The sequence below is a fragment of the Variovorax raffinosi genome, assembly GCF_051216615.1.
GTDB lineage: Bacteria > Pseudomonadota > Gammaproteobacteria > Burkholderiales > Burkholderiaceae_C > Variovorax.
The window spans coordinates 305,319-325,207 of record NZ_JBPJZR010000001.1 but is presented as its reverse complement, the minus strand read 5'-3'; the positions used below and the strand labels follow the sequence as shown (position 1 = coordinate 325,207).

General features: G+C 67.2%; 20 protein-coding genes and 2 tRNA genes. 11 read left to right on the top strand and 11 right to left on the bottom strand.

What is annotated here, in order from left to right; translation table 11 throughout:
- Nucleotides 1–41 precede the first annotated feature (41 nt).
- Genes ACSFB7_RS01505 through aat form a run of 3 tightly spaced genes read right to left on the bottom strand, consistent with a single transcriptional unit; the run spans nucleotide 42 to nucleotide 2,413 of the window.
- Nucleotides 42–881, bottom strand: a complete 840-nt coding sequence (locus tag ACSFB7_RS01505) for an IclR family transcriptional regulator (protein ID WP_435466399.1) — start codon at nucleotides 879–881, stop codon at nucleotides 42–44.
- A 30-nt stretch (nucleotides 882–911) separates the two neighbouring features.
- On the bottom strand, nucleotides 912–1,661 hold the full coding sequence (locus ACSFB7_RS01500) for an arginyltransferase (protein ID WP_435466397.1): 750 nt from the start codon (nucleotides 1,659–1,661) through the stop codon (nucleotides 912–914).
- Entirely contained in the window at nucleotides 1,658–2,413 is a 756-nt protein-coding gene (gene aat, locus ACSFB7_RS01495) for a leucyl/phenylalanyl-tRNA--protein transferase (protein WP_435466395.1), read from the bottom strand. Before aat ends, ACSFB7_RS01500 begins: the two co-directional genes overlap by 4 nt.
- A 239-nt stretch (nucleotides 2,414–2,652) precedes the next feature.
- Here aat and ACSFB7_RS01490 point away from each other — a divergent pair, with 239 nt between their 5' ends.
- From ACSFB7_RS01490 to ACSFB7_RS01475, 4 genes are read left to right on the top strand one after another with little or no spacing between them, the layout of a single operon-like run.
- A complete protein-coding gene (locus tag ACSFB7_RS01490) occupies nucleotides 2,653–4,983 on the top strand; it encodes a xanthine dehydrogenase family protein molybdopterin-binding subunit (RefSeq protein ID WP_435466393.1) in 2,331 nt (776 codons plus the stop codon).
- A 29-nt stretch (nucleotides 4,984–5,012) separates the two neighbouring features.
- Nucleotides 5,013–5,924, top strand: coding sequence for a helix-turn-helix transcriptional regulator (locus ACSFB7_RS01485; RefSeq protein WP_435466392.1), 912 nt, complete (start codon nucleotides 5,013–5,015; stop codon nucleotides 5,922–5,924).
- A complete protein-coding gene (locus ACSFB7_RS01480; protein ID WP_435466390.1) occupies nucleotides 5,903–6,262 on the top strand; it encodes a VOC family protein in 360 nt (119 codons plus the stop codon). The genes ACSFB7_RS01485 and ACSFB7_RS01480 overlap by 22 nt, the downstream gene beginning before the upstream one ends.
- A 15-nt stretch (nucleotides 6,263–6,277) precedes the next feature.
- On the top strand, nucleotides 6,278–6,700 hold the full coding sequence (locus ACSFB7_RS01475) for an SRPBCC family protein (RefSeq protein WP_435466388.1): 423 nt from the start codon (nucleotides 6,278–6,280) through the stop codon (nucleotides 6,698–6,700).
- Here the strand turns inward: ACSFB7_RS01475 and pobA are convergent.
- Entirely contained in the window at nucleotides 6,697–7,878 is a 1,182-nt protein-coding gene (gene pobA / locus ACSFB7_RS01470; RefSeq protein ID WP_435466386.1) for a 4-hydroxybenzoate 3-monooxygenase, read from the bottom strand. The two genes, ACSFB7_RS01475 and pobA, sit on opposite strands and share 4 nt — an antisense overlap.
- 131 nt (nucleotides 7,879–8,009) lie before the next feature.
- Here pobA and ACSFB7_RS01465 point away from each other — a divergent pair, with 131 nt between their 5' ends.
- The 5 genes from ACSFB7_RS01465 (at nucleotide 8,010) to ACSFB7_RS01445 (ending at nucleotide 12,761) form a co-directional block, all read left to right on the top strand.
- Nucleotides 8,010–8,780, top strand: coding sequence for an IclR family transcriptional regulator domain-containing protein (locus tag ACSFB7_RS01465; RefSeq protein ID WP_435466384.1), 771 nt, complete (start codon nucleotides 8,010–8,012; stop codon nucleotides 8,778–8,780).
- A 51-nt stretch (nucleotides 8,781–8,831) separates the two neighbouring features.
- Complete coding sequence (locus ACSFB7_RS01460) at nucleotides 8,832–9,491, top strand: response regulator (protein ID WP_435466382.1); 660 nt, start codon at nucleotides 8,832–8,834, stop codon at nucleotides 9,489–9,491.
- A complete protein-coding gene (locus ACSFB7_RS01455; protein WP_435466380.1) occupies nucleotides 9,488–10,816 on the top strand; it encodes an ATP-binding protein in 1,329 nt (442 codons plus the stop codon). Before ACSFB7_RS01460 ends, ACSFB7_RS01455 begins: the two co-directional genes overlap by 4 nt.
- Nucleotides 10,817–10,916: 100 nt before the next feature.
- On the top strand, nucleotides 10,917–12,401 hold the full coding sequence (locus ACSFB7_RS01450; RefSeq protein WP_435466378.1) for a DegQ family serine endoprotease: 1,485 nt from the start codon (nucleotides 10,917–10,919) through the stop codon (nucleotides 12,399–12,401).
- Nucleotides 12,402–12,419: 18 nt separating this feature from the next.
- Nucleotides 12,420–12,761, top strand: coding sequence for a hypothetical protein (locus ACSFB7_RS01445; protein WP_435466376.1), 342 nt, complete (start codon nucleotides 12,420–12,422; stop codon nucleotides 12,759–12,761).
- 15 nt (nucleotides 12,762–12,776) lie between these two features.
- Here the strand turns inward: ACSFB7_RS01445 and ACSFB7_RS01440 are convergent, their stop codons facing one another.
- From ACSFB7_RS01440 to ACSFB7_RS01430, 3 genes are all read right to left on the bottom strand, one after another.
- Nucleotides 12,777–14,642 carry a sensor histidine kinase gene (locus ACSFB7_RS01440; RefSeq protein ID WP_435466374.1) on the bottom strand — a complete coding sequence of 622 codons (1,866 nt, stop codon included), beginning with the start codon at nucleotides 14,640–14,642 and terminating at the stop codon, nucleotides 12,777–12,779.
- 4 nt (nucleotides 14,643–14,646) lie between these two features.
- Complete coding sequence (locus ACSFB7_RS01435; protein WP_435466372.1) at nucleotides 14,647–15,342, bottom strand: response regulator; 696 nt, start codon at nucleotides 15,340–15,342, stop codon at nucleotides 14,647–14,649.
- A 172-nt stretch (nucleotides 15,343–15,514) separates the two neighbouring features.
- Nucleotides 15,515–16,504 carry a helix-turn-helix transcriptional regulator gene (locus ACSFB7_RS01430; RefSeq protein WP_435466370.1) on the bottom strand — a complete coding sequence of 330 codons (990 nt, stop codon included), beginning with the start codon at nucleotides 16,502–16,504 and terminating at the stop codon, nucleotides 15,515–15,517.
- A gap of 87 nt (nucleotides 16,505–16,591) precedes the next feature.
- Between ACSFB7_RS01430 and ACSFB7_RS01425 the strand changes: the two genes are divergently transcribed.
- A complete protein-coding gene (locus ACSFB7_RS01425) occupies nucleotides 16,592–16,996 on the top strand; it encodes a GFA family protein (RefSeq protein ID WP_435466368.1) in 405 nt (134 codons plus the stop codon).
- 49 nt (nucleotides 16,997–17,045) lie between these two features.
- Here the strand turns inward: ACSFB7_RS01425 and ACSFB7_RS01420 are convergent, their stop codons facing one another.
- Nucleotides 17,046–17,966 carry a CsgG/HfaB family protein gene (locus tag ACSFB7_RS01420; protein WP_435466366.1) on the bottom strand — a complete coding sequence of 307 codons (921 nt, stop codon included), beginning with the start codon at nucleotides 17,964–17,966 and terminating at the stop codon, nucleotides 17,046–17,048.
- Between the two features lie 385 nt (nucleotides 17,967–18,351).
- Nucleotides 18,352–18,753, bottom strand: coding sequence for a GreA/GreB family elongation factor (locus ACSFB7_RS01415; RefSeq protein ID WP_435466364.1), 402 nt, complete (start codon nucleotides 18,751–18,753; stop codon nucleotides 18,352–18,354).
- A gap of 370 nt (nucleotides 18,754–19,123) precedes the next feature.
- Between ACSFB7_RS01415 and ACSFB7_RS01410 the strand changes: the two genes are divergently transcribed.
- Nucleotides 19,124–19,441 carry a YnfA family protein gene (locus ACSFB7_RS01410; protein ID WP_435466362.1) on the top strand — a complete coding sequence of 106 codons (318 nt, stop codon included), beginning with the start codon at nucleotides 19,124–19,126 and terminating at the stop codon, nucleotides 19,439–19,441.
- A gap of 71 nt (nucleotides 19,442–19,512) precedes the next feature.
- On the opposite strand, the gene ACSFB7_RS01405 is transcribed toward ACSFB7_RS01410, so the two are convergent.
- Nucleotides 19,513–19,588 (bottom strand) — tRNA-Asn (locus ACSFB7_RS01405).
- Between the two features lie 152 nt (nucleotides 19,589–19,740).
- Nucleotides 19,741–19,816 (bottom strand) — tRNA-Asn (locus tag ACSFB7_RS01400).
- Between the last annotated feature and the right edge of the window lie 73 nt (nucleotides 19,817–19,889).

The window sequence follows — 19,889 nt, the reverse complement described above, 5'->3', positions numbered from 1 at the left end:
ATTTGCTTGACCGGATGGATGCCCCAGGTCGAAGGGGCCGATCAGGCACCTGTGCCCGCTGCCGAAGAGCTGTTGCCCGCCGCAGGGGCTGGCGTGGCGGACATCCCGTCCTTGAACCCGAGCGCCCCCGAGATTTCATTGGCCGTCGCCTGAAGCTTGGGCAGCCAGCCTTCGTCCAGCCGGTCGGCCGGCGCGGAAATCGACAGGCCCGCCACCAGCTTGCCCTGGTCGTCGTAGATGCCGGCGGCCATGCAGCGCACACCCAGTTCGAGTTCTTCGTTGTCGCGGGCAATGCCGTACTGGCGTGCCTTCGACAGTTCCCGTTCGAGCGCCAGCAGTTGCGTGATGCTGTTGCGGGTGTGGCCAGCGAGGCCCGTGCGCGTTGCGTAGCTGCGCACGCGCTGCGGATCGTCGGCTGCCAGGAACAGCTTGCCGGTCGATGTGAGGTGCAGGGCGGCCCGCCCACCGATGGCGCGCACCACCTGCATGCCCGAGCGCTCGCTGTAGGAGCGCTCGATGTACACGATCTCGTCGCCCTGGCGCATGCTCAGGTTGACGGGCTGCTGCGTGAGCTTGTGCAACTCGCGCATCGGGCCCAGCGCGGCGTCCCGCACGTTGAGGCGACCCTTGACCAGATTGCCCAGCTCCAGCAGGCGCATGCCGAGCCGGTAACTGCCGGCCTCGGGCCGGTCGACGAAGCGGCCGACCGCCAGGTCATTGAGGATGCGGTGCGTGGTGGAAGGATGGAGCCCAGTCTTTTCGCTGATCTCCTTCAGCGAAATGGCTTCCTCGCGCGATGCCAGGACATCGATCAGCGAAAACATCCGCTCGATCACCTGGATCACGGGAACGGCGGGAACGTCGGATTGGTTTTTTCTCATGGCGCTGTGCGGTGATGACCGAGCGCCATTTTACCTTGTGAAATCGCCTGATGCCTGCCAGTGTCCATCCACCAACACTTCGTGGGGGGAAAAGCGCGCCTTGTAGTTCATCTTCGAGCTTTGCTCGATCCAGTAGCCGAGGTAGACGTGCGGCAGGCCGAGCTTGCGCGCCTGCTCGATCTGCCAGAGCACGCTGTAGGTGCCGTAGCCAGCGCTCGTGTCGGGCTCATAGAAGGTGTAGACGGCTGAAATGCCGTCGTTCAGCACATCGAGGATGGAAACCATCCGAAGCGCACCGGCACTGCCGTCGGGCAGCGTTTCGCGAAACTCCACCAGCCGCGAATTGACCCGGCTTTGCAGCAGGAACTGGGTGTACTGGTCGATGCTGTCGTGGTCCATGCCGCCGCCTGCGTGGCGACCGTTCTGGTAGCGCAGGTAGAGCTGGTAGTGCTCGGGCATGAAGCAGAGCTTGAGCACGCGCGCCTGCAGGTCGGAATGCTGTTTCACCGCACGCCGCTGGCTGCGCGTGGGACGGAATTCGTTCGCCAGCACCCGCAATGGGATGCACGCGCGGCAGCCGTCGCAGTAGGGGCGGTAGGTGAACATGCCGCTGCGGCGGAAGCCGCTGAGCACGAGGTCGGAATACGCGTCGTTGTGGATCAGGTGGCTGGGCGTGGCCACCTGCGAGCGGGCCTGGCGATCCGGCAGATAGCTGCAGGGATAGGGCGCCGTCGCATAGAACTGCAGCGTGTGAAGCGGGAGATCCTTGAGGTGCGTCACGTCGAAAGAGGAGGTCGCGCGGACAGGAGTTCGTTCCAGTATACGGGCTCGAATCGCCACCGTGGGGCCTCTTGCTGACGCGCGGCCGCCACATGCGCGACGAAGCGCTTGCGTGCCATCTCGTGGGCGCCGAGGCTCGCCAGATGGGCGGTGTTCTGCTGGCAATCGATCATCTGGACGCCGAAGTGCCGGCACAGCGACACCAGCGCCGCCAGCGCGATCTTCGAGGCATCGGGTTGGCGGGTGAACATCGATTCGCCGAACACCGCGCGGCCCAGTGCCACGCAATACAGGCCGCCCGCGAGCTTGCCATCGATCCAGGTTTCGACGCTGTGCGCATGGCCGGCCTTGTGCAAATTCGTATAGGCCTTCACCATGTCCGGCACGATCCAGGTGCCCGACTGGCCCACGCGCGGCGAGCGCGAACAGGCCTCGATGACCGAGGCGAAGTCATGGTCGATGCGCACCTCGCAGCCGGGCGTTTCCGCAAATCGGGTCAGGGTCTTGCGAAGCGAACGGTGCAGCTTGAACTGCGCCACCTGCAGCACCATGCGCGGGTCCGGGCTCCACCAGAGGATCGGCTGGTCTTCGCTGAACCACGGAAAGACGCAGTGGCTGTAGGCCTGCATCAAAGTATCGACATCCAGTGCGCCGCCGGCCGCGAGAAGGCCGGGCACAGGGTCGGCCACGCCCCACGCCGAGGCGGGGTCTGGCAGGGCATCTCCGGGTTCGAGCCAGGGCAGTTGTTGCATGGTCGTAGGTATACACGGCTTCGCTAAAACGGCTTCGCAAAAAGCTGAATCCAGTTGAGGGAAAATTGCGTACGTCACGGGTCGGTCCAGCAGACTGAGGCCCGGGCGTTGCTACCGTTGGCACGACACACCCACAAGACCCGTCGAAGACCATATAGTGCACAGCTTGCATTCGCAGCACCCAAAGCGGATCCGGCAGGCATGTGTTTCGCGCCGGGGACCAGCACAAGAGGACCACGTTGACCACTGAACCCAACCCCACGCGCTTCGGCAGCGGCCAGGCGGTGCGCCGCCTCGAAGACGAAAGCCTGCTGGCAGGTGCCGGACACTACACAGACGACGTCACGCTCCCCGACCAGGCGCATCTCGTTTTTCTTCGCTCCGCCTACCCGCACGCACGCATCCTCTCGATCGACACCAGCGCGGCCTCCGCCATGCCCGGCGTGTTGCGCGTGATCACCGGTGCCGACCTGGCCACGGCCGGCGTCAAGCCCATGCCGGGGGCCGCGGGCTTCAAGCGCGCGGACGGCACCGACAGCGCCAGCCCGCCACGCCATGCCATCGCCCACGAGCGCACGCGCTTCGTCGGCGAGGCGGTGGCAGCGGTCATTGCCGACACGATCCAGCAGGCGCGCGATGCGACCGAAGCCATCCTGGTCGACTACGAAGACCTGCCCATGGTGGTCGACCTCGCAAGCGCCACGGCCGAAGATGCACCACAGTTGTGCGAGGAAGCCTCCGGCAACATCGCCGCCGAGATGCGGCACGGCAGCAGCGAGGCCGCAACCGCCGCCTTTGCAAAGGCCAGCCATGTGGTCGCGCTCGACGTGAACAACCAGCGCGTGGTCGCGCTGACCATCGAGCCGCGTTCGGTGCTCGCGGCGCACGACGCCGAGACCGATCGCCTCACGATCCGCATGAGCACGCAGATGCCTTCGGGCGTGCGCGATTCCGTGTGCGCGGCCATCGGCCTTGCCAAGGAAAAAGTGCGCGTGGTGGTGGGCGACGTGGGCGGCGGTTTCGGCATGAAGACCGGCGCCTACCCCGAAGACATCGCGGTCGCCTTCGCAGCCCTGCAGGTCAAGCGACCGGTCAAGTGGGTGGCCGACCGCAGCGAAGAATTCCTGTCGAGCGCGCACGGCCGAGACATCGAAGCGCGTGCCGAAATGGCGCTCGACGCCAACGGCAAGATCCTGGCCCTGCGCATCAAGACGCTGGCCAACGTGGGCGCCTATGCCACCGGCACCGGCGTCGCAATCCAGTTGCTGATCGGCCCCTGGGTGCAGACCAGCGTCTACGACATCCAGACCATCGACTTCCACTTCAAGGCCGTGCTCACCAACACCGCCCCCACGGGCGCCTACCGCGGCGCGGGCCGCCCCGAAGCCATCTTCACCATCGAGCGCCTGATGGACGAGGCCGCACGCCAGACCGGCATCGACCGCATCGTGCTGCGCCGGCGCAACTTCATCCGCCCCGAGCAGATGCCGTACAAGAACCCGATGGCGCAGACTTACGACACCGGCAATTTCGAGTCGGTGATGGACCAGGCACTGGCGCTCGCCGACTGGGAGGGCTTCGAGGCCCGCGCGGCCGATTCAGCCAGCCACGGCAAGCATCGCGGCCTTGGCATCGCCACCTTCCTCGAATGGACGGGCGGCAATGTGTTCGAGGAGCGCGTCACGGTCTCGGTGCAGGCCGACGGCGTGATCGAGGTGTTCTCCGCCGTCAATGCCATGGGGCAGGGCATTGCCACGTCGCTCGCGCAACTGGCGGTCGATGCCTTCGGCGTGCCGATCGACAAGGTGCGCGTGGTGCTCGGCGACACCGACCGCGGCGACGGCTTCGGCAGCGCCGGCTCGCGTTCGCTGTTCACCGGTGGCTCGGCCGTGCGCATCGGCGCCGAGCGCACCATCGACAAGGCACGCGAACTCGCAGCGCAGGAATTCGAAGCCGCCCTCGACGACATCACCTACAGCCGCGGCGTCTTCACCGTGGCCGGCACCGACCTCGAACTCGACCTCTTCACGCTCGCCGGCAAGCAGCCAGAGCGCGAAATCTTCGTGGACTCCACCAGCACCGTGGCCGGCCCGACCTGGCCCAACGGCTGCCACATCTGCGAGATCGAGATCGACCCGCCCACCGGTGAGATCAGCGTGGTGGCCTACAGCTCCGTCAACGACGTGGGTCGCGTCATCAACCCGATGATCGTGCGCGGCCAGCTCGAAGGCGGTGCGGTGCAGGGCATCGGGCAGGCGCTGTACGAGCAGGTGGTGTACGACCATGAAACCGGCCAGCCCGTCACCGGCAGCCTGATGGACTACGCCGCCCCGCGTGCCGACATCGTCAGCACCATGTTCAACATGGAAATGGACGAATCGACGCCGTGCACCAACAACCCGCTGGGCGTGAAGGGCGTGGGCGAACTCGGCACCATCGGTGCGACGCCGGCCATCGTCAATGCGGTGGCCGATGCCTTCGCCCGCAACGGCCTGGCAACGCGGGCACCGCGCCTGCACATGCCGCTGAGCCCGTCGCGCGTCTGGCAGGCCATGCAGACCGTCGACTAGGAAGAACGCTCGCCGCAGGGTGAAACGCGATGCTCGTCACCACCGAACTGCAGACCGACCCGATCCGCGTATCGAGCTACCGCTGCGACGCGGGCCCCGGTGCGCAGCCGTTCACCGAGGTGCACACGGACTACTCGGTCTCGTACGTGCGCAAGGGCAGCTTCGGCTATCGCACGCGCGGCAACGCCTATGAGCTGGTCGCCGGCTCGGTGCTGGTGGGTTGCCCGGGCGACGAATACGTCTGCACGCACGACCATCACATCTGCGGCGACGAATGCCTGGCCTTTCACCTGTCGCCCGGTTTCGTCGACCTGATCGGCGGCGACCAGCGCACCTGGCGCACCGCCGGCCTGCCGCCGCTGCCTGAACTCATGGTGCTGGGCGAACTCGCCCAGGTCGCGGCCGAGGGCCAGAGCGATGTCGGACTGGACGAACTGGGCATGTGGTTCGCCAGCCGTTTTGTCGAAGTGGTGGGCGGGCGCGGCAAGCCGTCGTCGCTGCAATCCGCTGGTGCGCGCGACCGTCGCCGCGCGGTGGATGCGGCCATGTGGATCGACGCCAACTCCCACGACGACATCGGCCTCGACGGCGCCGCGTCCGAAGCGGGCCTGAGTTCGTTCCACTTCCTGCGCCTGTTCTCGCAAGTGCTCGGCGTAACGCCGCACCAATACCTCGTGCGCTCCCGGCTGCGCCACGCCGCGCGCCTGCTCGCGGACGACGAGCGCCCCGTGACCGACGTGGCCTTCGACGTTGGCTTTGCCGACCTCAGCAATTTCGTGCGCACCTTCCACCGTGCGGCCGGCGTGTCGCCACGCGGCTTTCGGCAGGCCGCCAAGGGCGACCGCAAGATTTTCCAAGACCGCATCGCCGCGCTCTTCCATGATGACCGCCTGATTCACACATCGAGCAGGAAGCCATCATGTACGACCACATCGGATTGAAAGTCGCGGACCTCGCCGCAAGCCGCCGTTTCTACGAGGCAGCGCTTGCGCCACTCGGCCATGTGCTGGGTTCGCACGACGACAGCTATGCGGGCATCGGCCCGGCCGAAGCGCCTGCGCTGTGGCTCTATGCGGCCAAGGGCGCGAAGGGGCCGGGCACCCACATCGCGTTCCGTGCCAAGGACCACAAGGCCGTCGCGGCCTTCCACAAGGCGGGCCTGAAGGCCGGCGGCACCGACAACGGCGGTGCCGGTCCGCGCGCCGACTACAGCCCGACCTACTACGCGGCCTTCCTGATCGATCCGGACGGCAACAACGTCGAGGCCGTCTGCCCCTGAGGCGCGCGCAAGACCATGGCAACGATCTACAAGGAATTCATCGTCGAGGCGGATGTGGCGCAGGTGTGGGATGCATTGCGCGACTTCGGCGCCGTGCACACGCGCCTGGCACCGGGCTTTCTGACCGGATGCAAGCTCGACGGCACGGGCGCCCGCATCGTCAGCTTTGCCAACGGCCTCGTGGCGCGCGAGATGCTGGTCGGCCTCGACGAGGCCAACCGCCGCCTGGCCTACACCGTCACCGACGGCAAGGCCAGCCACCACCATGCATCGGCGCAGGTGTTCGCACAGGGCGAAGGGCGCACGCGCTTCGTCTGGATCACCGATGTGCTGCCGGACACATGGGCCGCCTACATCGAGCCGATGATGGTGCAGGGCGGCCAGGCGATGAAAGCCACGCTCGAAGGGCGCAGCGTTCCCGCGACGCCGCTCGCCTAGAAGTCTTCGAGCGGCAGGCCGACGTAGTTTTCTGCCAGCGCGGTCGACGCCGCTTTCGAGTGCACCAGGTAGTCGAGTTCGGCTTCCTGGATCTTCTGGCCGAAGGCGCCGGTTTCGGGAAAGCGGTGCATCAGCGAGGTGAACCACCACGAGAAGCGCTCGGCCTTCCACACGCGGCGCAGGCAGAGGTCGGAGTAGCGGTCGAGTGCCGAGGCCGATTTTTCGCTGTAGAAGATTTCGAGCGCACGCGAGAGATAGCCCACGTCGGCGGTCGCAAGGTTCAGCCCCTTGGCACCGGTGGGCGGCACGATGTGCGCGGCGTCGCCGGCCAGGAACAGCGAGCCGAAGCGCATCGGCTCGGCAACGAAGCTGCGCAGCGGCGCGATGCTTTTTTCGAGTGAAGGGCCAGTCACCAGTTGTTCGCGGGCCTCGGGGTCCAGCCGCGCGCGCAGTTCGTTCCAGAAGGCTTCATCGCTCCAGTTTTCAACGCGCTCTTCGGTCGGCACCTGCACGTAGTAGCGCGAGCGCGTGGCACTGCGCATGCTGCACAGCGCAAAGCCGCGCTCGGTGTTCGCGTAGATCAACTCGTGCGACACCGGCGGCACGTCGGCCAGCACGCCCAGCCAGCCGAAGGGGTAGACCTTCTCGTAGGTCTGAATCGCATCGGCCGGCACGCTCGCGCGGCTCACGCCGTGGTAGCCATCGCAGCCGGCGATGAAGTCGCATTCGATCTCGTGTGTTTGCCCGTCCTTCTCGTAGCGCACGCGCGGCCTGGCCGAATCGAAATCGTGCAGGCTGACGTTCGCCGCGCTGTAGATGGTGGCAAGGCCCTCGGCCGTGCGTGCTTCCATCAGGTCGCGCGTCACTTCGGTCTGGCCGTACACCGTGACCTGCTTGCCGCCCGTGAGGCCGTGCATGTCGATGCGATGGCGCGCGCCCTTGAACAGCAGCTCGATGCCTTCGTGCGGCAGGCCCTCGGCCTTGGCGCGGGTGTCGACATCGGCACGCGCCAGCAGGTCCATCGTGACTTGCTCCAGCACGCCGGCGCGGATGCGGCCCAGCACGTAGTCGCCGCTCTGGCGTTCGACGATGACGTTGTCGATGCCTGCCTTGTGCAGCAATTGGCCGAGCAGAAGGCCGGCGGGGCCTGCGCCGATGATGGCGACCTGGGTGCGCATGTTCGTGTCTCCGGGATGGTTTTGCTGAGCGTAGGGCGCACCCGGCGTTTTGGCGCGGCGGTGTGCGAGGCTCTGTGCGATCATGCGAACGCGTGCGCGATGATCGCGCAAACACTTCGACAGAACCACGAATGACCATCGCCAAGGCTGATTTCATCGAGGGCATTGCCAAGGGAATGGCGGTGCTGGAGAGCTTCGACACCGAGCGCCAGCGCCTCAATGCCACCCTGGCCGCCGAGCGTGCCGGCCTCACGCGGGCCGCCGCCCGCAGGCACCTGCTGACGCTGGCCCATCTGGGCTATCTCGAAACAGATGGCAGCTATTTCTGGATGGCGCCCAAGGTGCTGCGTTTCTCGGGCAGCTACCTGGCCTCGTCGCGCCTGCCGCGTGCGTTGCAGCCCACGCTGAACCGGCTCGCGGCGCAGACCGGTGAATCGTTCTCCGCGGTGGTGCTCGACGGCGAAGAGGTGGTGATCGTCGCGCGCAGCGGCAGCTACGGCACGCCGACCCGCGTGCTGGCCTATGGCCTGCACCTTGGTGCGCGGCTGCCGGCCCATGCCACGTCCACTGGCCGCGTGCTGCTGGCCGCCTTGCCGCCCACCCAGTTCACGCAGTGGCTCAAGGGCCGCCACCTCGCGCGGCTGACGCCGCACACCGTGACGCTGGCGCGCGGCCTGCGCCAACTGATCGCGCGCGCACGCAAGGACGACCATTGCTTCGCGAGCGAAGAACACGAGCTTGGCGTGCAGGCGCTGGCGGTGCCGCTGCGCGACATGCAGGGCCACACGGTGGCCGCGCTCAACGTGGTGCTGTCGGGCACGCGCTACCAGGAAGAGGCCTTGCAGCGCGACATGCTGCCGCTGCTGTTCGAGGCCGCGCGCGAGGTCCGCTCCCTGCTCTGAACTGAACTTCGCCGCAAGCTCTGCCTCGAAGCCTGAAAACGGAACACAACCATGCGACTCCTGCTTCTCGAAGACGACGTGATGATCGGCGAGGCCGTGCTCGACCTGCTGCGCGCCGAGCAATACGCGGTGGATTGGGTGAAAGACGGCGAGGCCGCCGAGTCGGCATTGCGCACCCAGCAATACGACCTCGTGATGCTCGACCTGGGCGTGCCCAGGCGCGACGGCCTGGAGGTGCTGCGCAACCTGCGCGCGCGCAAGCAGCGCATGCCGGTGCTGATCGCCACTGCGCGCGACTCGGTGCAGCAGCGTATCGAAGGGCTCGACGCCGGTGCCGACGACTACGTGCTCAAGCCCTATGACCTCGATGAACTGCTGGCCCGCATTCGCGCCTTGCTGCGCCGCGCCGCGGGCCGCGCGGAGCCGGTGTACGAGCACATGGGCGTGAGCATCAACCCGGCCACGCGCGAAGTCACGGTGGGCGGCCAGCCTGTCGTGCTCTCGGCCCGCGAATGGGCGGTGCTGGAGCCGCTGCTGGCGCGGCCCGGCATGGTGCTTTCGCGGGCGCAGCTCGAAGAAAAACTCTACAGCTGGAAAGACGAGATCAGCAGCAACGCCGTCGAGGTGTACGTGCATGGCCTGCGCAAGAAGCTCGGTGCCGAACTGATCCGCAACGTGCGCGGCGTCGGCTACATGGTGCCGAAGGTATGAGGCGCAGCCTGACCGGATCGCTGCGCGCGCGGCTGTTGTGGTTCCTGCTCGCGGCCATCGTGCTGGCCGCGGGTGCGCAGGCGCTCGTGGCCTATCGCACGGTGCTCAGCGAAGCCGACGACATCTTCGATTACCACATGCAGCAGATGGCGATGTCATTGCGCTCGGGCCTGCCGCCGAGCGCGGCTGTCGGCGGCATCGGCAGCGGCGAACAGAATTTCGACTTCGTCGTGCAGGTGTGGACCGCTGACGGCGTGCGCGTCTTCGAGTCGGCCGAGCAGGCCGCGCTGCCGCAGCTCGCGGTGCTGGGCTTTGCCGACGTGCATGCGCGCGGCACCACCTACCGTGTGTTCTCGATGCAGACGCGCGGGCTGGTGATCCAGGTGGCGCAGGACATGGCGGCGCGGCGCAGCATGGCCGGCACGCTGGCGCTGCGAACCATCGCGCCGGTGGCGCTGATGGCGCCCTTGCTGATGCTGGTTGTGTGGTGGGTCGTGAGCCGATCACTTGCGCCGGTGGCACGTGTGCGCACGCAGGTGGCGTCGCGGCAGGCGGACGACCTGTCGCCCGTGAGCGAAGAAGACCTGCCCGATGAAGTGCGACCGTTGGTGCAGGAGCTGAACCTGCTGTTCGACCGCGTGCGGCATGCCTTCGATGCGCAGAAGCACTTCGTCGCCGATGCGGCGCATGAGTTGCGGTCTCCGCTCGCGGCGCTGAAGCTGCAGGTACAGGGCCTGCAGCGCGCGCCGGATGGTGCATCGCGAGACCTCGCCGTGAGCCGGCTGGTCGCAGGCATCGACCGCGCCACGCGACTGGTCGAGCAGATGCTCGCGCTGGCCCGCCACGAGGCCAGCATGGCAGCCGGTGCGAAGCCGGAGCCAGTCGACCTGTCCGAGGTCGCACGCCTGGCCGTGTCCGACGCCGTGGCCGCCGCGCAGGCGCGCGGCATCGACATCGGCATCAACCATGCCGATGTCGCCGTGGTCAGTGGCCAGTCCGAGGCCTTGCGCATGCTGCTGCGCAACCTGCTGGAGAACGCGGTCAAGTACACGCCCCTCGAAGGCCGTGTCGACATCGGCATCGCCCGGCTCGACGACGCGGTCGAGCTCAGCGTCGAAGACAGCGGTCCGGGCCTGCCCGAGGCCGAGCGCGAGCGCGTGCTCGATCGCTTCTACCGTTCGGGCGAAACGCAGGCACCGGGCAGCGGCCTGGGCCTGGCCATCGTCAAGTCGATTGCCGAGCTGCACGGCGCCACGGTGGCGCTCGACGCCTCGCCGAGCCTGGGCGGCCTGCGCGTGCGGGTGCGCTTTCCGGTGCACGCCTGAGGCGTTGGCGAAAGCAGCGCCGTTTAAGCGGCGCTTAAGTCAGGGCAACGACATTCCTTTCATCGTGTTTGCGTCCATACGCATTGAAAGGAACCGACAAATGAACACCCGTCTGACTTCGCCCCGCGCCCTGGTGATTGCACTGGCGAGCGCAGGTGTGATCGGCGCCGTCGGTGCCGGTGCCTACACCAGCGCCCGTGCCGTGAATGCACCGGCAACCACCGCCACGACGTCGGCGCCCGCGGCCATGGTCACGCTGCCCGACTTCTCGACCATCACCTCGCGTGACGGCCCGGCCGTGGTCAACATCAGCGTGACCGGCACCATGAAGGCCTCGGACGACCAGGCCGCCGCCGAGATCCAGGGCATGGACCCCGACGATCCGATGTTCCAGTTCTTCCGCCGCTTCCAGGGCCAGATGAACCCGCGCGGTCAGCAGCAGCAACGCGACGTGCCGGTGCGCGCCGAAGGCTCGGGCTTCATCGTGGACCCGAACGGCATCATCATCACCAACGCCCACGTCGTGAAGGACGCGAAGGAGGTCACCGTCAAGCTGACCGACCGCCGCGAGTTCCGCGCCAAGGTGCTCGGTGCCGATGCCAAGACCGACATCGCCGTGCTCAAGATCGACGCGAAGAACCTGCCGGTGCTCGCACTGGGCAACACCAAGGACCTGAAGGTCGGCGAATGGGTGCTGGCCATCGGCTCGCCCTTCGGCTTCGAGAACACCGTGACGGCCGGCGTGGTCAGCGCCAAGGGCCGCTCGCTGCCCGACGACAGCTACGTGCCCTTCATCCAGACCGACGTGGCCGTGAACCCCGGCAACTCCGGTGGCCCGCTGCTGAACACGCGCGGCGAGGTGGTCGGCATCAACTCGCAGATCTACAGCCGCAGCGGCGGCTACCAGGGCCTGTCGTTCGCCATTCCGATCGACGTGGCGATCCAGGTGAAGGACCAGATCGTCGCCACCGGCAAGGCCACGCACGGCCGCCTCGGCGTGGCGGTGCAGGAAGTGAATCAGGCCTTTGCCGATTCGTTCAAGCTCGACAAGCCTGAGGGCGCGCTGGTCTCGAACATCGAGAAGGGCGGCCCCGGCGACAAGGCGGGCCTGAAGGCGGGCGACGTGATCCGCAAGGTCGATGGCCAGGCCATCGTGTCTTCGGGCGACCTGCCCGCGGTGATCGGCCAGCAGGCGCCGGGCAAGAAGGTCACGCTCGAAGTGTGGCGCCAGGGCGAGCGGCAGGAGCTGCAGGCGAAGCTCGGCGACGCCAGCGACAAGCCGGCGCAGGTCGCGAAGGCCGACACCGCCACGGGCCAGGGCAAGCTGGGCCTGGCGCTGCGCCCCCTGCAGCCGCAGGAAAAGCGTGAAGCCGGCGTTGAAAGCGGGTTGCTGATCGAAGACGCGGCGGGCCCCTCGGCGCAGGCCGGTGTGCAGGCAGGCGACGTGCTGCTGGCCATCAACGGCACGCCGGCCCAGAGCCTGGAGCAGGTGCGCGAAGTGGTGGCAAAGGCCACCAACAAGTCGGTGGCGCTGCTGATCCAGCGCGGCGAAGACAAGATCTTCGTGCCCGTCCGAATTGGTTGACGACAGGGCTACGGTCGGATGAAGCCGCCTGGCAAGCTGCCGCACGAAGTGATCCAGGAGCGTGCGCCTGCCGGCGGCCTTTCAGCGCACATCCTGCCCACGTCGGCCACGATGATCGGCGTGTGCATGACCGTGATGTCGATCGGCCACCTCGGGCCGCGCGACGACATGCGGCTGTTGATCGATCGCTTGCTGGCTGTCGACGCGCTGGTCTTCCTGGCCAGCGCGTTGCTGTCTTTCATCTCCATGCGCACGCGCATATCGGGTGCACGGCTGGAGGCCTGGGGCGAGATGGTCTTTATTGCCGGACTGGCACTGCTGGCGCTGGGCGCGGTCACGCTTGCGTTTGCGCTGCGCTGACGCAGCAGCGACCCGTCAGGGCAGCACGCAGGGCCAGTCGAGCAGCACGCGCGTTCCGCCCGTTCGCTCGTCGGCGGTTTCGATGTGCAGCCGCGCGCCGATGGACTGGGCGCGTGCCCGCATGTTGGTGATGCCGTGCCCCGTCGCCCGGCCGCTTGCGGGTGCTGCAGGCAGGCCACGTCCGTTGTCCGTGAGCACGATGCGCACCAGCGGCGGTGTTTCGTCGCCATGCCAGCTCGCATGCATCACGATGCGCGTGGCCGATGCGTGCTTGAGCACGTTGGTGAAGGCTTCCAGCAGGATGCGCTGCAGTTGCAGGGCCGCCTGCGCGGCGAAGGGCGCGACGGTGGGGATCACGGCGACGTCCCACACCAGCTCGATGCCGGCGGCGTCCAGGCGCGGTTGCAGGCGATAGCGCAAGGTGGCCAGCACGGTCGGCAGGTCGTCGTGCGTGGGCTGCAGCGAATCAACGGCCATGCGCATTTCGTCCAGCGCGAGCTTCACGTGTTCCTCGACCACGCCACGGTCGGGCGTGGCCTGGGTCACCACGTTGAGCAGGCCCACCAGTTGCGAGCCCACGCCGTCGTGGATCTCCCGCATGATGCGCTGGCGCTCCAGCAGCACCGCCTGTTCCTGCTGTTGCTGACGCACGGTTTCGAAGGCGCCGCGCAACTGCTCTTCGCGCTCGGCGACGCGGGCCGCGAGGTTGGCGTTGAGCGCGCCGTAGTCGGCCACGGTGCGGCTGTAGCGCTCGACCACCAGGCCGGCCAGGATCATCACGAAGAAGAACATCGCATGCGGCGTGAGCGTGTAGTAGGCGCCGCCGAAGAGGCCCATGCGCACCAGCAGCAGGTCGTGCGCGCCGGCCAGGATGGCGAGCGTGCCGGCGGCCATCAGCACGCCCGCGATGCGCCGCCGCGCCACCAGCGCACCATGGATCACATAGGGCAGGCAGACGATGCTGATCGCCTGCAGGACGACGAGACCGCCGGTCCACAGCTTGGGCAACGCAAAGGCGAAGGAGGCGCAGGCCAGCGTCACCGACAGCGCGAGCGCGGTGTAGATCGAGCGCACCAGCCAGGGCGGGTTGCGGTCCAGCACCAGCAGCACGAAGCGCGCGATGAGGCCGATGTGCATTGCGTAGCAAACGGCCACCACCGCGCCCCAGAGCGGCCATGGCACCGGCACCTCGGGCCACACGCGGTCGAGGTTGCGCGTCACGCCCGACAGCGCGGCCAGCGCGAAGCAGCCGTAGAGCGCATCGCGCTGGCGCAGCCACAGGCCGCCGGCCATGCCGCCCATCAGCAGCAGGCTGACCGCATAGACGATGGCCGAGGTGTTGCGCCAGTTCTGCTGCTCGCGGTAGAGCGATGCGAGCGAGGCCTCGGTGCCGTAGCGGATGCTGGCCAGCCCTGCACCGCGCTGGCGCTGGATGGTGGTGCGAATGACGAGCGCCTGCGCCTGGCCCTCGCGGTGCAGGGCGGCCGCCACGGGAACCAGTTGGTTGCCCTTGGCCGCGTCGTATTCGGGATCGCCCAGCGTGCCGAAGCTGGCGACGAGGGCATCGTTGAACAGCACCGCCACCTGGTTGCCCACGCCCGACAGCAGCAGGGCTGAAGGTTCGCCGGCAGGCACCGCCGCTGCGGGCAGGTCGATGCGGTAGCTGGCCCTGCCGCCAAGGCCCGGGAACTCGTGGTCCCAGCGAAACGGCAGTTGCACGCGGCGCACCTGGGCGGGAAGGCCATCGGGTTCGAGGGTGGCCTTGGCGGAGGTCACGTCCATTGCCTGGGCGGCCTTGGCCGCATGCGCGGAATGCCACATCAATGCGGCCAACAGCAGCAGCACCGTGAGCAGCAGGCGATGGAATCCCCCGGCTGTCACGGGACTAGGGAAGCCAGCCGAGATTGCGGGCCTCGAACACGGCTTCCGATTTGTTGTGCACATCCAGCTTGCCGTAGATATTGCGGATATGGGTTTGGACGGTCGACGCCGAGACTCCCATCTGCACGCCGACTTCGACATAGGTGAAACCACGAGACACGAGGTCGAGCACCTCGAACTCGCGCGGCGACAGGCGCTCGGACGCCGTGCTGGCGCCATAGGCCGCGGCGCTGGAGGGCCGGGCACCGACGGGTTCAGGCGGCGTGCCGGCGCGGGTCTGCCAGCGGCGCAGCAACTGCCGCGCGATCACCGGCGACATGGGCGAGCCGCCCGCGCGCAGATGGCGGATGTGGGTGGCCAGGTCGGCTTCGGTGCCGTCCTTGAGCAGGTAGCCGCTGGCGCCGGCCTCGAAGGCCTGGACCATGTTGGCCTCGTCGCCGAAGATCGACAGCACCATCACCGCGCACGCCGGCTGCATGTGGCGGCACTGGCTGATGACCTGCAGGCCGGGGTGGTCGGGCAGGCCGAGGTCGACCAGCAGCACGTCCACCGGGTTGTCGACCAGCCAGGCCAGGATGTCGAGCGCGTTGGAGGCGCTGTAGGCCAGGGTCAGCGACGGGTCTGCATCGACGACCCGCGCGATGCGCTCGCGCATGCCGGTGTCGTCCTCGACCAGCGCGACCTGTGTCGCCATCGTCATGCGCCCGCCCGGCGTGGATCGAGCCTGTCCTGGAAGGCGCGCAAGGGGATGCCCGATGCGGGAAAGCTGTATGCGCTCATACAGGACGGGAAGGCGATGCGCATGGAGATTCCCTGGCGGGCGTTTTGCTGAATGACGCCGAGGGTAGGGTCCGGTCGGACCCCTGCACATCCTATAGATGGGGGAGGCGGAGCGCGGCTTTTCCGGGCTGGCGCGCCGCCGCCTTGCCGAGCCGTTCGGCGACGCGCGCCAGGTGCTCGACCAGCTCCGGGGGCGACTCCACCTCGAAGTCGTGTCCCAGGCAGCCGAGCCAGACGGCCAGCCCGTCGAGCGAGTTGGCGCCGGTGGCGATGCGCGTGGACCCTTCATCGATGGCCTGCGGCACGCCGCCCACCCAGCCCATCCGGGCTTCGATCGCCTTGAGCGGTGCATGCACCACGACGCTGGCGTGATGCAGGTAGGGCGACACGTCGAGCGCGTGCGCCATGTAGGCCGCCATATCGCCGTGTGGCAGCCTGCGGGGTGTGAAGCGGGCGCCGGTGGGCTCGGGCTCGACGATGCGGTCCAGGCGAAAGGTGCGCCAGTCCTCGCGCACCGTGTCCCAGGCCAGCAGGTACCAGCGCTGCCCCGTCTGCACCACCCGATGCGGCTCCGCCGTGCGGGCGGTGGCGGTGTCGTTGTGGTCGCGGTAGCCGAAGCGCAGCACGAGCCGGTCGGTGCAGGCTTCGGCCAGGAAGGCGACGGCTTTCAGGCGCACGGACGACTTGCCACGCGCCACCGGCACCACCGACGAGCGCACGCTGTCCAGGCGGCGGCGCAGGCGGGGCGGCATCAGTTGTTCGAGCTTGGCCAGTGCGCGCATCGATGCGTTCTCGATGTCGCCCGCGGAGCCGGCCGGGTTGCCCAGGGCGAGCGCGACGGCAATGGCCTCTTCATCTTCGAGCATCAACGGGGGCAGGGCGGTGCCTGCGCCCAGCCGGTAGCCGCCGGCCACGCCGGAGGTGGAGTCGACCGTGTAGCCCAGGCTGCGAAGGCGATCGACGTCGCGGCGCAAGGTGCGCTCGGTGATTTCGAGCCGGGCGGCCAGGCCCGCGCCCGTCCATGCGCGCTGGGCCTGGAACAACGAAAGAAGCCGGATCAGGCGTGCGGAGGCAGACAGCATGTCCGCATGATGCCTGTGATCGAGGACAGCATCTGTCCGCAATGGCCCGTAGCCTTGGCGTCTCTTTCAATCCAACGGACACGACCCATGAAGAAGACATACAACGGCAGTTGCCACTGCGGCAAGGTGCGCTTTCAGGCGCTGATCGATCTTGCCGAAGGCACTGGCAAATGCAATTGCTCCATCTGCACCAAGGCCAGGGGATGGGGCGTGACCATGAAGCCCGAAGCCTTCACGCTGGTGTCGGGAGAAGAGGATCTGTCGAGCTACCAGTTCAACACGCGCAGCGCCGAGCACCTGTTCTGCAGGCACTGCGGCATCCGGCCGTTCGGGCGTGGCAATGTTCCCGAAATCGGCGGTGCGTATGTCAGCGTGAACGTGGCCTGCCTGGACGACGCGACGCTGGAAGAGCTTGCAACGGCGCCCGTTCGCTACATGGACGGGCGCAACAACAACTGGTTCGAGCAGCCGGCGGAAATCCGCCACCTCTGAATTGCAGGCAAAGGCGGCGGGTCGGCCGGCGGCGGACCCGTTTGTGTGCTTACTGCTGTTGTTGCTGTTGCTGTTGCTGCTGCCTGGTGCGGCGTCCCTTGGACGTGCTCGGCGCCGAGGTTTGCGACGGCGCTGCGCTGCCGTCCACGCCCAGGCGGCCACCGCCGCCGAGGCCCTGGCCGCGCACGGTCTGCGCCTTGTAGTTGCGCAGTGAACGAACCATCTGGTTGAAGGCGTCCATGAAGGCGGCCGCGATCACCTTGCCTTGCGGGGTGCGCGTGTAGCCACCGATGCCGCCAGCGCCGGAGATGCCGCTCAGGTTGGCGAAGCCGCCGAAGTCGGTCTTGGACGCGCTGCCTTCGGCCGCAGCGACCTGCACGCCCGAGCGGTTATCGATCAGCGTCAGCAGCGCGCTGGCTTCCTTGGTCTGCAGGTTGGCACCGAGCTGGGCCAGCGCGCGGCCACGGCCACCACCCACCAGGCCACCGAGCGCACCGCCGATGCCGCCGGCGTCGCTGTTGCTGAACACGATCTCGGGCGACAGGCCGTAGTCGGACGCCACCATCTGGCCGCGACCGAAGTTGCTGCCGCCGCGCATTTCGCCCGACTGCATCAGCGCGCGCTCGCGCGTCATGGCGTTCATGCCGGCGGCGCCGCGCTCGACCACCACGAAGCAGTTCGATTGCTGCACCAGCAGGCGCAGCAGGTTGGCGGTGGGCGGCAGCTTGTATTCGCCGGTGAGCACCGTGTACCAGCCGGCATTCACGTTCTCGATCAGCGAGACGGTGCCCAGCGGGGAGTCGCAGCGCTCGAGCTGGCTGCTTTCGCCCGAAGTGGCCGCGCCGGCCGCGCTGCCGGTGGCCACGGTCTTGGCCGACTGGCTGCCCATTTGCATGTCCATCGTCTGGCAGCCCGAAAGGACCAGCAGGCCGGCGAGCGCGCTCGCGAGAGAGAGTTTAGAAAAAGCCATGTCCCGATCTATCAAGTGAAAACAATGCGGTGCCCGTGGCGGGCATCACGCGTCGAGAACCGAAGAGGGAACTGCAGGGGGCCTGCACGACCTCCCGATCCGACGCGCCGCCAACGGCCGCGCGACGATACGGCCCGGGAGCCCGGCACACCAGTGCCGAAAGTCATGGTCTTGCGTGCGTGGCCTGGTCGGGTGGCCCTTTACCGCGGGGGCTCTTCGACCAGTGTCCGAAACGGGGATGTGCGGGGTGTCCAGCAACCCGTTCCTCGGTCGCTCCAGCCCCAACGCCGAACAGGAAATTGCCCGGGGTGGCAAGCGGAGCGTGGCGATTATTACTCAGGAAACTTTTTAAAACATGCGCGTCACGGTGGGCGCGCGCCACGTCTCAGGTCGTGTAGTCGCCGCTGGCCTCGGGCTGGAAAAGAATCGCGACCACGCGCGCCGCGCCTTGCGCGCCGTTGGGCATCTGCCACCGCGCCAGCGTGCCGGCCTTCACGCCGAGCAGGCCGATGCCCACGGGCGAGAGCACCGAGATGAAGCCGGACGCAGGCTCCGCGTCGGCGGGGTAGCAGAGGGTGATCTTCTGCGTCTGATGCGTGGCCGGGTCTTCGATTTCGATCTGCGAGTACATCGTCACGATGTCCGCGGGCACCTCGCGCGATGGCAGGACCTCCGCCAGATCCAGAAGATCCGCAAGCACCGGCGGAAGCTGGCTGCCGTTCAGTTTGTTGAGACGGGCGACGTCGAGTTCGGTGAGCGTGCGCTCCCCGTGAATGGTTGCAAGCATGAAGCACTCCAATTGAATGCGACGCCGCCCTGCGAAGTGGAACAGGCGAAGTCGCTACCGCGCGGAGGGTGCCCGGCGGTCAATGGTTCGCGCAACAAGAAGGGAAGTAGCGGACCGCCGGGCTCAGGAAAGTGCGGAGGTACGTCGGATGGCCGTCGTGGCCGCCGCAACGACAGCACCCGCGCGACGGCCGGCCGCTGCCAAGGGCAGGGCTGCGCATGCAGGGTGTTTGCGGGACGAGGACGGGAAGACCATTCGAACGAGTGTAGGTGTGCTGGATAGGGCCATCAAGCAATGGCCTCACGTGCCTTGCCGATAAGCGCAAAGAGCTGAAGAGCGATGCGCATGAAGCGGCCCGCACAATCGGCGAATGCGGACCTTTCTTCTTTATGTGGCGACAGCGCTCGCGGAAATCGTCGGCTGCTACTTGCCCTACCTCTGGTTCAAGCAGGATCGTTCGGCCTGGCTGCTGGTGCCGGCAGCCATCAGCCTTGCAGCCTTCGCGTGGCTGTTGACGCTGCATGACGCGGCAGCGGGTCGCGTCTATGCGGCGTATGGCGGCGTGTACATCGGCGTGGCGATCGCGTGGCTCTGGGCCGTCGACGGCATTCGACCGACACCGTGGGACGTGGCAGGCGTCGCGGTGTGCTTTGTCGGCATGGGGCTGATCGCGTTCCAGCCGCGATAGGCGAGGCACCAAAGAAAATGCCCCGCTACCTTGTGAGTAGCGGGGCATCCAAGAACCACGAGGGTTTGTTTTGGCTCCTCGACCTGGGCTCGAACCAGGGACCTACGGATTAACAGTCCGGCGCTCTACCAACTGAGCTATCGAGGAACAAGCCTTAAATTATATTCAATGAAATTGTCGATTCCGGACACGACGACTTCATTTTTTCAAGAAGCAATGCATGTTCGTCGCGAAGCCGCAAATGAAAATGCCCCGCTACGTTTGAATAGCGGGGCATCCAGTTGCCTTGCGGCTTGTAGTGGCTCCTCGACCTGGGCTCGAACCAGGGACCTACGGATTAACAGTCCGGCGCTCTACCAACTGAGCTATCGAGGAACAAGCCTTAGATTATAGCGTGGTTTTTTGGGCCTTCTCAACTGCGCGTCACTGCCCCGCTAAATTTCCGGCG

What these genes read in the sequence shown, in the direction of transcription:
- ACSFB7_RS01505 (WP_435466399.1), bottom strand. Translation starts at nt 881, where the DNA reads ATGAGAAAAAACCAATCCGACGTTCCCGCCGTTCCCGTGATCCAGGTG.
- aat (WP_435466395.1), bottom strand. Translation starts at nt 2,413, where the DNA reads ATGCAACAACTGCCCTGGCTCGAACCCGGAGATGCCCTGCCAGACCCC.
- ACSFB7_RS01485 (WP_435466392.1), top strand. Translation starts at nt 5,013, where the DNA reads ATGCTCGTCACCACCGAACTGCAGACCGACCCGATCCGCGTATCGAGC.
- ACSFB7_RS01480 (WP_435466390.1), top strand. Translation starts at nt 5,903, where the DNA reads ATGTACGACCACATCGGATTGAAAGTCGCGGACCTCGCCGCAAGCCGC.
- ACSFB7_RS01475 (WP_435466388.1), top strand. Translation starts at nt 6,278, where the DNA reads ATGGCAACGATCTACAAGGAATTCATCGTCGAGGCGGATGTGGCGCAG.
- pobA (WP_435466386.1), bottom strand. Translation starts at nt 7,878, where the DNA reads ATGCGCACCCAGGTCGCCATCATCGGCGCAGGCCCCGCCGGCCTTCTG.
- ACSFB7_RS01465 (WP_435466384.1), top strand. Translation starts at nt 8,010, where the DNA reads ATGACCATCGCCAAGGCTGATTTCATCGAGGGCATTGCCAAGGGAATG.
- ACSFB7_RS01460 (WP_435466382.1), top strand. Translation starts at nt 8,832, where the DNA reads ATGCGACTCCTGCTTCTCGAAGACGACGTGATGATCGGCGAGGCCGTG.
- ACSFB7_RS01455 (WP_435466380.1), top strand. Translation starts at nt 9,488, where the DNA reads ATGAGGCGCAGCCTGACCGGATCGCTGCGCGCGCGGCTGTTGTGGTTC.
- ACSFB7_RS01450 (WP_435466378.1), top strand. Translation starts at nt 10,917, where the DNA reads ATGAACACCCGTCTGACTTCGCCCCGCGCCCTGGTGATTGCACTGGCG.
- ACSFB7_RS01445 (WP_435466376.1), top strand. Translation starts at nt 12,420, where the DNA reads ATGAAGCCGCCTGGCAAGCTGCCGCACGAAGTGATCCAGGAGCGTGCG.
- ACSFB7_RS01435 (WP_435466372.1), bottom strand. Translation starts at nt 15,342, where the DNA reads ATGACGATGGCGACACAGGTCGCGCTGGTCGAGGACGACACCGGCATG.
- ACSFB7_RS01430 (WP_435466370.1), bottom strand. Translation starts at nt 16,504, where the DNA reads ATGCTGTCTGCCTCCGCACGCCTGATCCGGCTTCTTTCGTTGTTCCAG.
- ACSFB7_RS01425 (WP_435466368.1), top strand. Translation starts at nt 16,592, where the DNA reads ATGAAGAAGACATACAACGGCAGTTGCCACTGCGGCAAGGTGCGCTTT.
- ACSFB7_RS01420 (WP_435466366.1), bottom strand. Translation starts at nt 17,966, where the DNA reads ATGGCTTTTTCTAAACTCTCTCTCGCGAGCGCGCTCGCCGGCCTGCTG.
- ACSFB7_RS01415 (WP_435466364.1), bottom strand. Translation starts at nt 18,753, where the DNA reads ATGCTTGCAACCATTCACGGGGAGCGCACGCTCACCGAACTCGACGTC.
- ACSFB7_RS01410 (WP_435466362.1), top strand. Translation starts at nt 19,124, where the DNA reads ATGCGGACCTTTCTTCTTTATGTGGCGACAGCGCTCGCGGAAATCGTC.